The sequence below is a fragment of the Marinicauda sp. Alg238-R41 genome (assembly GCF_947331485.1).
Taxonomy (GTDB): Bacteria; Pseudomonadota; Alphaproteobacteria; order Caulobacterales; family Maricaulaceae; genus Marinicauda; species Marinicauda pacifica.
The window spans coordinates 112,818-126,521 of record NZ_CAMZOJ010000004.1 but is presented as its reverse complement, the minus strand read 5'-3'; the positions used below and the strand labels follow the sequence as shown (position 1 = coordinate 126,521).

The 13,704-nt window shown below is 65.1% G+C and carries 12 protein-coding genes and 1 tRNA gene; 5 read left to right on the top strand and 8 right to left on the bottom strand.

Annotation, left to right across the window (positions count from 1 at the left end; genetic code table 11):
- Nucleotides 1–20: 20 nt before the first annotated feature.
- The 3 genes from PGP17_RS14775 to PGP17_RS14765 are packed head-to-tail and all read right to left on the bottom strand — an operon-like array spanning nucleotide 21 to nucleotide 3,785.
- On the bottom strand, nucleotides 21–1,100 hold the full coding sequence (locus PGP17_RS14775) for an Mrp/NBP35 family ATP-binding protein (protein ID WP_135943837.1): 1,080 nt from the start codon (nucleotides 1,098–1,100) through the stop codon (nucleotides 21–23).
- A gap of 58 nt (nucleotides 1,101–1,158) precedes the next feature.
- A complete protein-coding gene (locus PGP17_RS14770) occupies nucleotides 1,159–1,683 on the bottom strand; it encodes a DUF421 domain-containing protein (protein ID WP_135943838.1) in 525 nt (174 codons plus the stop codon).
- Between the two features lie 17 nt (nucleotides 1,684–1,700).
- On the bottom strand, nucleotides 1,701–3,785 hold the full coding sequence (locus PGP17_RS14765) for a catalase (RefSeq protein WP_135943839.1): 2,085 nt from the start codon (nucleotides 3,783–3,785) through the stop codon (nucleotides 1,701–1,703).
- A gap of 150 nt (nucleotides 3,786–3,935) precedes the next feature.
- Between PGP17_RS14765 and PGP17_RS14760 the strand changes: the two genes are divergently transcribed.
- Nucleotides 3,936–4,026 (top strand) — tRNA-Ser (locus PGP17_RS14760).
- 89 nt (nucleotides 4,027–4,115) lie between these two features.
- Here PGP17_RS14760 and PGP17_RS14755 read toward each other — a convergent pair.
- Complete coding sequence (locus PGP17_RS14755; RefSeq protein ID WP_270376167.1) at nucleotides 4,116–4,535, bottom strand: ion channel; 420 nt, start codon at nucleotides 4,533–4,535, stop codon at nucleotides 4,116–4,118.
- Between the two features lie 203 nt (nucleotides 4,536–4,738).
- Here PGP17_RS14755 and PGP17_RS14750 point away from each other — a divergent pair, with 203 nt between their 5' ends.
- On the top strand, nucleotides 4,739–6,112 hold the full coding sequence (locus PGP17_RS14750; protein WP_270376165.1) for an NAD-dependent succinate-semialdehyde dehydrogenase: 1,374 nt from the start codon (nucleotides 4,739–4,741) through the stop codon (nucleotides 6,110–6,112).
- A gap of 90 nt (nucleotides 6,113–6,202) precedes the next feature.
- Here PGP17_RS14750 and PGP17_RS14745 read toward each other — a convergent pair whose 3' ends face one another.
- The 3 genes from PGP17_RS14745 to PGP17_RS14735 all read right to left on the bottom strand — a co-directional run bounded on the left by PGP17_RS14745 (nucleotide 6,203) and on the right by PGP17_RS14735 (nucleotide 9,702).
- Complete coding sequence (locus PGP17_RS14745) at nucleotides 6,203–7,138, bottom strand: mechanosensitive ion channel family protein (RefSeq protein ID WP_270376163.1); 936 nt, start codon at nucleotides 7,136–7,138, stop codon at nucleotides 6,203–6,205.
- A gap of 148 nt (nucleotides 7,139–7,286) precedes the next feature.
- Nucleotides 7,287–8,675 (bottom strand): membrane-bound lytic murein transglycosylase MltF, encoded by a 1,389-nt coding sequence (gene mltF / locus PGP17_RS14740; protein ID WP_270376161.1) that lies wholly within the window; start codon nucleotides 8,673–8,675, stop codon nucleotides 7,287–7,289.
- Nucleotides 8,676–8,889: 214 nt separating this feature from the next.
- Complete coding sequence (locus PGP17_RS14735) at nucleotides 8,890–9,702, bottom strand: DUF547 domain-containing protein (RefSeq protein WP_270376159.1); 813 nt, start codon at nucleotides 9,700–9,702, stop codon at nucleotides 8,890–8,892.
- A gap of 117 nt (nucleotides 9,703–9,819) precedes the next feature.
- Between PGP17_RS14735 and PGP17_RS14730 the strand changes: the two genes are divergently transcribed.
- Entirely contained in the window at nucleotides 9,820–10,728 is a 909-nt protein-coding gene (locus tag PGP17_RS14730; protein ID WP_270376157.1) for an alpha/beta fold hydrolase, read from the top strand.
- 137 nt (nucleotides 10,729–10,865) lie between these two features.
- Here PGP17_RS14730 and PGP17_RS14725 read toward each other — a convergent pair whose 3' ends face one another.
- Nucleotides 10,866–11,879: an alpha/beta hydrolase gene (locus PGP17_RS14725; RefSeq protein ID WP_442915172.1), complete on the bottom strand. Its 1,014-nt coding sequence runs from the start codon at nucleotides 11,877–11,879 to the stop codon at nucleotides 10,866–10,868.
- A gap of 138 nt (nucleotides 11,880–12,017) precedes the next feature.
- Between PGP17_RS14725 and PGP17_RS14720 the strand changes: the two genes are divergently transcribed.
- Both PGP17_RS14720 and PGP17_RS14715 read left to right on the top strand, forming a co-directional pair.
- Nucleotides 12,018–12,470 (top strand): MarR family winged helix-turn-helix transcriptional regulator, encoded by a 453-nt coding sequence (locus PGP17_RS14720; RefSeq protein ID WP_270376153.1) that lies wholly within the window; start codon nucleotides 12,018–12,020, stop codon nucleotides 12,468–12,470.
- Between the two features lie 61 nt (nucleotides 12,471–12,531).
- Entirely contained in the window at nucleotides 12,532–13,293 is a 762-nt protein-coding gene (locus PGP17_RS14715; RefSeq protein WP_270376151.1) for a crotonase/enoyl-CoA hydratase family protein, read from the top strand.
- Nucleotides 13,294–13,704: the final 411 nt, after the last annotated feature.

The window sequence follows — 13,704 nt, the reverse complement described above, 5'->3', positions numbered from 1 at the left end:
CGCCATCTCCTGAAGATCGCTTATTCGAAAATGATTTTGGGGGCGGGCCGATGCGCATCCTCGGCCGCCTCGATCATGCGGTGGGCCGCGCGCACGAAGGCCTGCGCGACCGGGCCCTCGCCCAGCGCCGTCAGCTCGCCGGCATCGCTCGCCTCGCGCAGGGCCGGGTGCAGCGGAATCTCGCCCAGGAAAGGCACGCCCAGATGCTCGGCCTCGGCGCGCACGCCGCCCCGCCCGAAAATCTCAGAGCCTTCGCCGCAGTGCGGGCAGATGAAGAAACTCATATTCTCCACCATGCCCAGAACGGGAATCTGCGTCTTGTCGAACAGGGCCATGGCCTTCTTCGCGTCGTCCAGGGCGAGATCCTGCGGCGTGGACACGATCACTGCCCCGGTCAGCGGCGTGCCCTGCGCCAGCGCCAGCTGCACGTCGCCCGTGCCGGGGGGCAGGTCCACGATCAGCACGTCGAGATCGCCCCAGTTCACGTCGTCCATGAACTGGCGCACCGCCCCGGTCACCATCGGTCCGCGCCACACGACCGGGTCGCGCTCCCCGATCAGGAACCCCATCGACACCAGCTTGACGCCGTGCGCCTCCAGCGGCTCGATGCCCACATCGGTCTTCTTCAGGCCCGGCGCTCCGGTCAGGCCGAACAGGCGCGGCCCCGACGGCCCGTAAATGTCGGCATCCATGAAGCCGGTCTTCAGCCCCGTCTTCGCGCAGGCGGCGGCCAGGTTGGCCGCCACGGTCGACTTGCCGACGCCGCCCTTGCCCGACCCGACCGCGATAATCAGGCGGGCGGGCGGCTTGGCGCCGGCCGCTTTCCGCGCGGTGCTGGAGGCCGGCTTTGCCGCCGGTTTCGACTGCCTCGGCGCTTCGAAGATCACGCGCACGCGCTCGATTTCGCCTTGCCCGGTCAGCGCGCTTTCCAGCGTTCGCGTCAGGGCGCGGTCGTCGGCATCCGGCCCGCCGGGGGCCAGGATGATCGTGGCGATGCCGCCACGCAAATCCTGTCCCATAAGCCGTTCACTGCTGGCCAGCGGCGTGCCGGTCTGCGGGTCTTCGATACGGGCGAGAAGATCGGTCAGGGCTGTGCTCATGAGCGTTATGTAGACGAGCCCGCCGCCACCCGAAAGCCGGGCGCGGTGCGATCGCTGCCTAGCCCTTGGCGCCGGGGTGGCCGGTGACGTCGGTCAGCGTACCCTCGTTCGACCCGGGAGCGTTGGCGAGCACGCTGAACGTGCCGTCAGTTTCCAGGATCACCGCATCCACCTGATCCATGTCGCCCAGACCGCCGACGCGCGCCGCGGCCATCACCTCTTCCCGGCTGACGCGCTCCTTGTGCAGCGCGTCGTCCAGGTAGCGCCCCCTGAAGAACAGCATCGAGGGCTGGGCCTTGATGACATTCTCGAAGGTGTGAGAGCGCGACGAGGCGTAGGCGACCAGGAATTGCAGCACGCACAGCAGCGCGAAGGCGAGCACGCCCTCGCTCAGGCTCACCGTAGAATCCAGCATCACCGAGGCCAGCACCGACCCGAACGCGATCGTGATCACGAAGTCGAACGCATTCATCTTCGACAGCGTCCGCTTGCCGGTCGCGCGCAGCACGGCGATCAGGCCGACATAGGACAACACCCCGACCACAAGGATGCGAAGCAGGTCGTACCAGGTGTCAAAGAACATGAAGCCCCTCCCTTCGGTCAGCCATCAAGGTCGACCTTGCGCTCCCGGTCCCAATAGCGCAGCGCGCCAAGCGTATCGGCCAGGCCCTTCACGTCGCCGGGGGCCTCCAGCCTGATGCAGGCCTCGTCCATCGCGTCGCTCAGCCCGACATTGTCGAACAGGGCCTTCGCTTCGGGCGAATAGGCGATGTATTTGCAGTGGGCGAAGGCGTCGGAGACGAAATCGCGCGACGGCGCGTCATTCACGAGCTTCTTCACGCCGTCCTTCGACGCCAGCACGGCGACCGCATCGTAGAGCACCGAGGGACCGCCATCGATCTTCTGGTCGGCCGGGACGGTCTCGTCATTGTCAAGCGTGATCCCGCCGATTTCCGGGGCGACCAGCTCGACCATGCCGCCGGCATCCTCGATCTCGCTCTTCAACGCCTTGAACAGGTCGGCCGAGACCCCGTGCGTGGCCAGGATGCCGAGCTTGCGCCCCGCAAACGTCTTGCGCGCGCTTTTCAGGATCGAGAGCGCGTCCGATGCCTTCAGCCCCGTTTTCGGCTCGGAGGCCGGCTTGGGCTTGTCGGGCAGTTCCAGCGCGAGACGGTCGGCGACCGTGCCGGCCAGCCCCTCGTCGACATGGCGCAGATGGCCCAGCATGCGCGACCTGATGGCCACCGTCTTCAACTTGCTCAGCTCGAAGGTCAGCGCATCGGCCATGTGCTTCTGCTCGATCTCGGTCTGACTGACATAGAACTGGCGCGCCTGGCTGTAATGGTCGGAGAACGTCTCCGAGCGCGCCCGGAGCTTCGAGCCGGCAACCTCTTGGGGATAGCTCTTGAAGCCCTTGTCGGGATCCTCGCGCGGACCGCCCTCTTCGGTCCCCCAGCTATTGGGCTCGTAATTGGCGCGCCCTTTCGGGTTGGTCATCGCCATGTGCCCGTCCTGCTGGAAATGGCGCATCGGGCATTTGGGGGCGTTGATCGGAATATGGGTGAAGTTCGGCCCGCCGAGGCGTTTGATCTGTGTGTCGAGGTAGGAGAAATTGCGCCCCTGCAGCAGCGGATCGTCGCTGAAGTCGATCCCCGGCACGATGTTCTGCGTGCAGAACGCGACCTGCTCGGTCTCGGCAAAGAAATTGTCGACCACCCGGTCGAGCACCATGCGCCCGACAATGCGTACTGGCACATCCTCTTCGGGGATCAGCTTGGTCGCATCGAGCACGTCGAAATCGAACGTCTCCGCGAAGGCCTCGTCGAAGACCTGAACGCCCAGCTCCCATTCGGGATAATCGCCGGCCTGGATGGCGTCCCACATGTCGCGGCGGTGAAAATCGGGATCGGCGCCGTTGATCTTCAGCGCCTCGTTCCACACCACCGACTGCATGCCAGATTTGGGCTTCCAGTGGAATTTCACGAAGTGCGCCTTCCCGTCCGCATTCACGAAGCGGAAGGTGTGCACGCCGAAGCCTTCCATGAAACGCAGGGAACGCGGAATCGCCCGGTCCGACATGATCCACATGATCATGTGCATGGATTCCGGCGACAGGCTCACGAAATCCCAGAAATTATCGTGTGCGGTCTGAGCCTGGGGAAAGCCGCGATCGGGCTCGGCCTTGGCCGAATGGATGAGGTCGGGGAATTTGAGAGCGTCCTGGATGAAGAAGACCGGGATGTTGTTGCCGACCAGATCCCAATTGCCTTCCTTGGTGTAGAATTTCACCGCGAAGCCGCGCACGTCGCGCGCCAGGTCGGGCGAGCCCTTGTTGCCGGCCACGGTGGAGAAGCGGGTGAAGACCGGCGTCTTCTCGCCCTTGCGCTGGAACAGGTCGGCGCTGGTGATATCCTCCAGCGTATCGGTGCATTCGAAATAGCCGTGCGCGCCGTAGCCGCGCGCATGCACGACGCGCTCGGGGATGCGCTCGTGGTCGAAGTGGAAGATCTTCTCGCGAAAGTGGAAGTCCTCCATCAGCATCGGCCCGCGCGCGCCGGCCCGCAAATGGTTCTGGTCGTCGGAGACGGGAGTCCCCTGCTGGGTCGTCATCGTCTCGTAGCCATCTTTCACGGTCTGACGTGGCGCACCGCCCTTGTCGAGTTCGGAATAGTTGTCATCGCTCATCGGTCGGCTCTTTCTCAGCGGGAATACCTGCTGGAGAGAACCCGGCGCGGACCCATCGGTTCCAGCCGCGCGCGCATGTCTGTATCTGAACCGACAAAAACCGCAGCCGATACTTGATCGTCCGCGTCAAAGGCGGCTAAACCCGGCGATGGAGAGGTGGCCGAGTGGTCGAAGGCGCTCCCCTGCTAAGGGAGTATACCTCAAAAGGGTATCGTGGGTTCGAATCCCATCCTCTCCGCCATCCTCTTTTCAATTGCTGATCGTAGCCGCGGCGCGGCAGCGCGCGACTATGCGCGCACTGGATTGCTGAAAAATGCGGCGTCTCCCGGCCTATTTCTGCCAGGCGCGCGCGCTGACCGAATAGAGGAAGGTCGCCGACCAGGTCAGCACCATGAAGCCGCCCAGCGACTGCATCATGTTGATCATGCGGATCGGGCCGCTGGTCTCGATCTGGGTATAGCCCAGCGTGGCAAAGTTGATTCCGGAGAAATAGACCAGCCCGCTCCAGCTTTCGTCGAAACCGCCGCCGAAGCTTCCCAGTCCGCCCCAGGCGAGCAGCGCCTTGTAAGCCCCGGCAAACGCAAGGATTTCCACGGTGTGGATCGCGAGCAGGCCGAGAAAGGTCAGCACCACGACGCGGCGGGGATGGTTATCCGACCCCTTGGTCGTCTCGCGGACCACCAGAAGCCCGTAATGGTGGCCCAGGCCCAGGGCCGCCACGAGCGCGAAACCGATGAAAAGCGAGAGCATTGTCTCCTCCCTGCCGGGGGTGAGCCATATCCCGTGTGAACTTGCGCCGCTTGTCTAGGTTCCGGCCAGAAAAGCCCCCGCGCCGCTAGCGCTCTCCGCACCCGTTTCAAGCCTTGCCGCAGATGCAATCTCAGCGCGCGCGGGCGGAACGGGCCGCCTCGCCGCCCGGTTCTGTGTGGACCCCCCAAGCCACAGGAGCCCCCATGTCCGGCCCGATCAAGACAATCAACCCCGCCACAGACGAGACCCTCGCCGAATACGCGCTGATGAGCGACGATCAGGTCGATGCCGCCGTGGAGGCCTGCCACCAGGCTTTTCTCGACTGGCGCCTGAAATCGCTGGACGACCGCGCCGCGGTCATCCGCGCCATCGGGAAAGAACTGCGCGACAGCAAGGACGCGTTTGCAAAGCTGATGAGCCAGGAGGTCGGCAAGCTGATAAGCGCCAGCCATGACGAGATCGAGCTGTGCGCGGCCATTTGCGACTTTACCGCCGATAATGGCCCAAGCGAGCTGGCCGACGAGGAGCGCGAGATTCCCGGCGGCACCGGCGTCGTCACCTATTCGCCCCTCGGCGTCATCTACGGCATCCAGCCCTGGAATTTCCCCTGCTATCAGGCGGTCCGCTACGCCATCGCCAATCTCATGGCCGGCAATGGGGTCCTGCTCAAGCACGCCGCCAACTGCACCGGCAGCGGGCTCTTCCTGCGCGACGTGTTCGAGCGCGCCGGCCTGCCTGAAAACCTCTTCACCGTGCTCATCATCGATCACGACCAGTCCGACACGGTGATCGAACATGAGCGCGTGCGCGGCGTCACGCTCACCGGCAGTGACGGGGCCGGCAAGGTCGTAGCGAAAAAAGCGGCGGAAAACCTAAAGAAGACCGTGCTGGAGCTCGGCTCCAACGACGCCTACCTGATCCTGCAGGACGCCGACCTCGACGTCGCCGTCGATGCCTGCGTCACCGGGCGCATCTACAACAATGGCGAGACCTGCGTCGCGGCCAAGCGCTTCGTCGTCACGGCCCGTCACTATGACGAGTTCGTCGACCGGTTCACGCAGAAGATGCGCGCGATGAAGATGGGCGACCCGTTCGACGAGGACTCCGATCTCGGCCCCATGGCACGCGGCGATCTGCGCGACACGCTGCACGAGCAGGTCACAGACAGCGTGAAGAAGGGCGCGAAAATCCTTTGCGGCGGCGAGATCCCGGACCGGACCGGCGCCTACTACCCAGCCACCGTGCTGGTGGATGTCGCGCCCGGCCAGCCCGCCCATGACGACGAGCTGTTCGGTCCCGTCGCCTCGATCATCAAGGCGAAGGACGACGAGGACGCGATGCGCATCGCCAATGACAGCCGCTATGGCCTGGGCGGCGGCATCTTCTCGCAAGACGAGGACCGCGCGCGAGAGCTCGCCAGCCGCCATTTCGATACCGGCATGGTCTGCATCAACGGCTATAACTTGGCCATTCCCAACATGCCCTTCGGCGGCGTGAAGGATTCCGGGTATGGCCGCGAGCATGGCGGCTTCGGGATGAAGGAATTCGTCAACGCCAAGTCGCTCTACATCGCCTGAGCGGGGCAACGCTAAGCCCCCCTGAAAAGAACGCCCGCCCGGACCATCCGGGCGGGCGTTTTTCTTGGCCTTGACGGCAAGCGACGGGCTCTAGCCCTCGCCGCCCTCCTCGTCCCCCTCGCCGGTCCGGGACTCGATGGACAATCCCTCCTTGAAGGTGAGCGTGCGGTAGGGGAAGGGAATTTCGATGCCCGCGGAGTCCAGCCCGTCCTTGATCGCCAGCACCACGGCGGAGCGCGACTTGTGCTTGTCCACCGGCGCCGAGCCGGCCCACCAGCGCACGGTGAAATCCAGCGAGGAGGAGTTGAACTCGCGCGCATACACCTCCACGCCCTTGTCCTTGTCGATCTCGTCCGCCCCCTCGGCGGCCTGCTTGATCACGTCCAGCGCCGCACGCGCATCCTCGCCATAGGCCACGCCGACCACGATATCGTAGCGGCGCTGCGGCCGGTCGGTTTCGACCTCGACCGGATTCTTGAACAGGATCGAGTTGGGCACGATGACCAGCTCGTTGCTCTTCTGGCGGATATACGTGTCGCGGATCGTGACTTCCTCGATATCCCCGCTGACATCGTTGACCTCGATATGGTCGCCCTTGCGCATGGGTTGGCGCGCCAGGATGAAGATACCGGCGAGAAAATTCTCGAACGTGTCGCGAAAGGCGAGCCCGACCGCGATGCCACCAATCCCGAGCGCACTGATCGCCTGAGCCGGCGTGACGGAGGGAAACAGCACCATCGCCGCGATCAGCAGGCCGACAATCCAGATCGCGATGCTGGACAGGGTCTGGAACAGGTCGGCGAGCGCGCGCCGCGCGTGGGCTCGCAGGGCCGCCTTGTGCACGCCCCGGCTGACGAGCGCAGCCACGAGCCAGGTCACCAGGACGAGAAGGATCGAGAGGACGATTTGCGGGATGGACTGGACGAAGCCGATCCAGATCGAGTTCAGCTCCTCGAGCAGAGGCTCGAAGAATGAGATCGCGGTCCGGGCGGCCTCGGCCGCCTCCTGAGCCTCTTCCTGGCGCAAACGCCCCTCCCTGTCCGGTCGATGACAGGACTAACCGGCCCGGGCGTAAGAAGGTTTCACGCTGTTGGCGAGACCGGGCCATGCCGGCCACGAAAAAGCCCGCGCCAGGCCGGCGCGGGCTTTTATCGTCAGACGTGAAACCGCACGCCTAGATCTGCAGATTGGCGTGCAGCATGGCGTAATATTCGCGGATCTTGCGGACATACTGAACCGGCTCGTGGCCGCGCGCATAGCCGTGGCGCACCGTGGTGTAATACTCGCGCTGGCTGAGCAGCGGCAGCACCTCTTCCATGGCCTCCCAGCTATTCTTGTCGAGGCCGCGGCGCTCGGCCAGGCGGCGCGCATCGTAGATGTGACCCATGCCGACATTGTAGGCGGCCAGCGCGAACCAGAGCCGGTCTTCGCCCTCTACCCCGTCGGGAATGCGGTCATAGAGATTGGCCAGATACTCCGCCCCGCCCTGCACGCTCTGGCGCGGATCGAGACGGTTCTCGATGCCGACCTCCGACGCCGTAGCCAGGGTGAGCATCATGAGGCCGCGCACGCCCGTCGCGCTCACCGCGTCGGGATCCCAGTGCGATTCCTGATAGGCTTGGGCGGCCAGAAGCGGCCAGTCGAACGGTGTGTCCTGCGCCGCCATCTCGAAGAAGGTGCGATAGCGCGGCAGGCGCTCGTCCAGCCGCTCGATGAAGCGCACCACGTCAACATAGTCGAATTCGTCGAAATGGCCGTACCAGCGCTCGTCGAGCGCCTGCAGATAATCGTTCTGGTGAGCCTGCGCGAACCAGGCTTCCAGGCGCGGCTCCAGGCCCTCGACCTGCGTGCTGCGCACCCAGGCCAGCGGCTGGTCCCCGCTCAACTCCATCGGGACGACCAGATCGGGGTGGCGCCGGCGGGCATAGGCGACGAGGTTGGAATCCGCCACGGTGCAGTCGATCTGTCCGCGCTCGACCGCGGCGAGCAGCGGCATGGCCGACCCGGCCTGGCGCGTCGTCCAGCCAATATCGGGATTGTCTTCCTTCAGGCCCTCAAGCGTTTCGACATAGCTGGATCCGGCCACGACAGAAATCCGGGCCTCGTCCAGCTCGTCGATATCGGACGGGCGCACGGCGCCGCCCCGGCAGACCAGTTGCTGGCGCACATTCTTGTAGGCCGGCCCGAACTGGGTCTGCGCCGCGCGGCGGGCCTCGGTATTGGTCAGCCCGGCGGCGGCCAGGTGAACCTCTCCGTTCGCCACCGCGTCGAGCAGGGCCTCGATATCGCGCTTCACCACGAAGCGCACGGTCAGATCGTTGGCCGCGGCGAAGGCCTGGACGAGTTCGACCTCGTAGCCGGTCTCGCCCTGCTCGTCCTCCATGTAGCTGGTGGGGCCTTGAAGCGTGGCAACCACAAGCTCCCCGCCCGCTTCCGGGAAGGTCTCGCCGACGGTGAAGCTGGACGAGCCGAGCCCGGCCCCGTTCCCGCCACACGCGCTGAGAAGACAAGCCGCCGACACTCCGGCCGCGATGATGAACTTGCGCCGCATAGATAAGGTCATCCCTCTAACCTAATGAGTGGGACGTAAAATTTCAAATCGGGGCGTTTTTGTGTTCGTTTCCGGTGTCTTTTCGGGCACCTAGTTCATTACAAAACGGAAACGATTCGATTTTCCCGATTACTTCCTGAAATATAATGAATATTATATTCACTGCCGCCGCGCTCCAAACTGTTGAAGCGCGCTGCCAAGGCGCGTCCCCCGCAGCGCGACTCGTTCAACCCGCCTGGTCTTCGGGCCGGTTCAGCGACCAGTCATAGGCATGACCTGAAATCTGCGGGTTGGACCGGATGCGGGCCGCCAGCTCCGGGCGCGCGTAGTCCAGCAGATGGTCGATGACGCCCGCTTCGTCCCCGCCAAAGTCCTCGCGATACCAGCGATAGATGCGCGAAACGCGCAGGCCCTGCCCGGTCACGGTCACACCGCGCGGATCGTTGATATAGCCGCGTGCGGCCTCGTCCAGGTCGGCGTCCAGCGTCTCGCCGCGCCACGGCTCCGGTTGCAGGTCGGGACAGGAGATGGACGCGCAATTGACCGCATAGTGCACCAGGGCGGCCTCGTATCGCTCGCGCATTATGTCATGCTCGATCGCGTCCAGGCTCAGCGCCCGCCCTGCCACGGTCACCAGCTCCATGCCCCAGGGCCCGGCGGCAAACAGGTGCGGCCTGATCTCGCGGATCGAGTCCTGCGGATTTTCCTCCACGATCAGGCGCACCGTGACCGCATTGTAGAGATTGGCCCAGAAGGCGAAGGCCTCGTCGCGCGAAAGCGTGTCCGGATCGATGGCCTCCAGCCCGGCAATATAGGCGTCCAGAGCCTCACGGTCGGCTTGTGTCTCTCTCAGCGCCTGATAGTCGAAGCGGTTCGCGCCCTGTGCGTCCTCGCGAAGGTAGAGCGAGAGAAGCCGCGCCCATCCGGCGTGAAGGTCTGCGCGATCGCTGGCACGGTCCGGCGGTGGCCCGGGCTGGGTTTGCGCGGACAATGGCGCGGTCAGACAGGCCAGGCCAAGCACGGCAATCAAGAGTCGCATCCGCTGTGTCTCCCTGAGATACTTGAGCGTCCTGTCCGGACCGCCGCGGCGATTCCTTGCCGCAACTCTCTCGACATCTAGGTCCGGACCGGCCCAAATCGAGGATGCAAGACGCCCATGCCCGACCCCAGTGCCGCACAGCCCTCCCGCATCACCTTTCCGGTCCGCGGGGGCGCTCTGACAGGTTACCGCTGGGCATGCGAGGGCGCGCCGGTCCTGATCTTCGCGCACGCCAACGGATTTAATGCCTCGACCTATCGCCACCTGCTGGCGCCGCTCAGCGGCCAGGTAGAGATCGTCGCGGTCGATCTGCGCGGCCATGGCCGCTCGACCGCGCCGTGGGACCCGGACGCGCTGGATGGCTGGCAGATCCATGGCGAGGACCTCGCCGAAGTGGCACGCAGCCTCATGCCGCGCCCGCTCATCCTGGCCGGGCATTCGATGGGCGCGACCTCGCAGATTCTGGCGGCCGCGCGGCTTGACCCGGCCCCGCTGGGGCTTGCCCTGATCGAACCGGTCATCATGCCCGTCACTTTGCGCGTCCTGATGCACACACCGGCAGGACCGGCCTTCATGAACCGCTTCCCGCTCGTGACCAATGCCAAGGCGCGCAAGGACGGCTGGGCCGATATCGAAGCGGTCAAGGCGCGTTACAGCTCGAAATCGACCTTCTCGCGCTGGGCCGACGGCATGCTGGATGACTATCTCGAAGACGGGCTGGTTGAACAGGACGGCGAATGGCACCTCGCCTGCCCGCCCGCGTGGGAGGCGGCCAATTTCGCCGCCCAGCGCCATGCGCCGATCAAGGCGGCCCGCCAGCTGGCCTCGCCCATCCACGTGCTTCAGGCCGGACACGGCTCCACCCTGCGCGATCCCAAGGCGTTGCTCGGCGCCGGCGCGCAGATCGAATGCGCAGAAGACGACGGACACTTGCTGGCCATGGAATCCCCGGACGAGACACGGCGCTGGCTCTCGCGCACCTTGACCCGGCTCATGGCTGAAACCGATGACGGGCTGGCCGGGTGACCGCTTGCTCTCGAAGGCAGAAGCGCCCCTCCCCGCACTGAGAATTCACCTTCAGACAGGAAAAGCGGCGGCAGACAGGAAAAGCGGCGGCGGAGTTTGCACCCCGCCGCCGCTCCGCCCGGATATCGCAGGCGCACTCAGTCCTGACGGTCGAACGCGTCGCGCAGTTCCGCGCTGGCCTGGGTGATCGCGGCCTGCGCCGCCGGCGTTCCGGCCAGGGCGTTCAGCATCACGAAGTCGTGGATCGTGCCGATATAGCGCGTCGAAGTGACAGCGACGCCGGCCTGGATGAGCTTGCGGGCATAGGCCTCACCCTCGTCACGCAGCAGATCGTTCTCGGCCACGATGACCGTTGCGGACGGCAGGCCGGCCAGATCCTCGACCGGGGCTTTCAACGGGAAGGCCAGAACCTCGCCGCGGCGGTCAGCCGGGTAGTTGGCGTCGAGAAAATAATGCATCGCCGCCTCGGTCAGGAAGGGACCGTCACCAAAGAGCGTGTAGGACCCGTTGGCCGAGATATCGTCGGTCACGGGATAGAACAGCACCTGGTGAATGATTTCGGGTCCGCCGCGCGCCTGGCTCATCATCGTGATGGCTGCGGCCATGTTGCCCCCGGCGCTGTCACCGGCAACGGCAATCCGGCCGGCATCGAGATTGAGCGCCGCGCCATGAGCCGCGACGTATTCGAGCGCAGCATAGCCTTGCTCGTTATTGTCCGGATAGATCAGCTCGGGCGCGTTGTCGTACTCGACGAAGACGACGGCCGCATTCGCCTGGGCGGACAGCTCGCGGATCAGATGATCGTGCGTGTTGCGGTCGCCCATCACCCACCCGCCCCCGTGGAAATACATCAGGACGGGAAGCACGCCTTCGGCGCCTTCCGGCCGGACGATGCGCACGCGCACCTCACCGGTCGGCCCCACCGGCCAGGTCAGGTCTTCGACCGTCGTCGGGGCGCTGGCGATGGCCGGCGACTGGACCGAAGCCAGGACCGCGCGGGCGTCCGCGTAGGACAGGGTGTGGATCGGTGTGCCCGCGCTGGCGGCATCGACGAAGGCTTGCGTTTGCGGTTCGAGAACCGGCTGGGCGAAGGCGCTGGCGGACAAGAGGCTGGCCGCGGCGGCAGGCAGGAAGGTTTTCAACATCACGATCTCTCCATTTGTTTATTGCGATAACCATTATCGCGATGTTGTTTTGCGCCGTGCGGTTATCTCTTGTCAAGACAATCTTTATCGCGGTAGTATTTTTCTTGTAACGCATTGAAATAATATATGTGGAAGGCACCGATCATGGAGAAGCACGCAGGTTTGGGCGGGCCGCTGGCTCTGGAAGAACACGTTTGCTATGCGATCTACGCGGCAAATCTGGCCATCCAGCGCACCTACAAGCCGCTGCTGGACAGCCTGGGGATCACCTACCCGCAATACCTGACCCTCAGCCTGCTCTGGGAGCGCGACGAGCGCAGCGTCAGCGAGCTGGCCCATCGTCTCGACCTGGAAGCCAGCACGCTTACCCCGATGGTCAAGCGGCTGGAAACGGCCGGGCTGGTGACACGGGACCGCAACCCGCGCGACGAGCGCCAGGTTCTGGTGCGCCTGACCGAAACGGGCGCAGCGCTGAAGGAGAAGGCAACCTGCATCCCGGCAGCCCTGCTTTCAAACTCCCGCTTGCCGATGGGCGACCTGATGGAGTTGAATCAGCTGGTTCGGGAGCTGCGCAACCGCCTGGTCGAAAAAGAGTGAGGCCGCCTGCCGCGCTTTTACGGCACGCGCTCCGTGCCGGCATTCAATCGGGGAGACGATCATGACCGTCCATTACGAAATCCGCGATCGCGTGGCGGTCATCACGCTGGATCGGCCCGAGGCGCGCAATGCGGTCGACGGCCCGACCGCCCGCGCCCTCGTCGACGCCTTCGAGCGCTTCGAGTCCGACGACGGCGCGGACATTGCCATCCTGACCGGGGCCGGCGGCACGTTCTGCGCAGGCGCGGACCTGAAAGCCATCGGCACAGATAACATGAACCGGGTCGAGGAGACCGGCGACGGCCCGATGGGCCCGACCCGCATGCGCCTGTCCAAGCCGGTGATCGCCGCGATTGAGGGCCATGCCGTCGCCGGCGGGCTGGAGCTCGCCCTCTGGTGCGACCTGCGCGTCGCGGCAAAGTCCGCCGTCTTCGGCGTCTTCTGCCGGCGCTTCGGCGTTCCGCTCATCGATGGCGGCACGATCCGCCTGCCCCGCCTGATCGGCCAGTCGCGCGCCATGGACATGATCCTGACCGGCCGCGCCGTCGAGGCCGACGAAGCGCTTCAGATCGGCCTCGCCAACCGGGTGTGCGAGACCGGAGAGGCGCTGAGCTGCGCCCTCGACCTCGCCGGCCGGATCGCCGGCTTTCCCGCTCGCTGCATGCGCAATGACCGCATGAGCGTGCTCGAACAATGGCCGCTGGACGAAGCCGGCGCACTCGTCAACGAAACCCGCCGCGGCCTCGACACGCTCGCCAGCGGAGAGACCCTCGAAGGAGCAATGCGCTTCACCGGCGGCGAAGGCCGCGGCGGCCAGTTCTAGCGCCCATCACCCCTGAAATCCCGGGCGAGCGAAGCGCCGGGGCCTGATGATGGTATTATGAGCTCTCTTTCCCAGCGAAGGCTGGGACCCAGGAGAGGCCGCACTGCCGTCATCGGAGGGCGGCATTCCACGATCTCTGGATCCCAGCCTTCGCTGGGAAAGAGCATTTGTATTGTTTTGAATATCTGGCTCCCTTCACCCCACCCACACCCTCATGCTGAGGTGCGAGCATGGCGAGCCTCGAAGCATCGGATGGCGGGTGCGTCCCTCTCGACCGAGGCCCCGGATCGCCTGCGGCGTCCGGGGTTTCAGCCAATCATACACTCTGAAATCCCGGGCGGAGCGCAGCGCAGACCCGGGACCTTGCGGCGATTTGCGTTAGACCACCCCCGGTTCTCCCTCGGGTCGGTC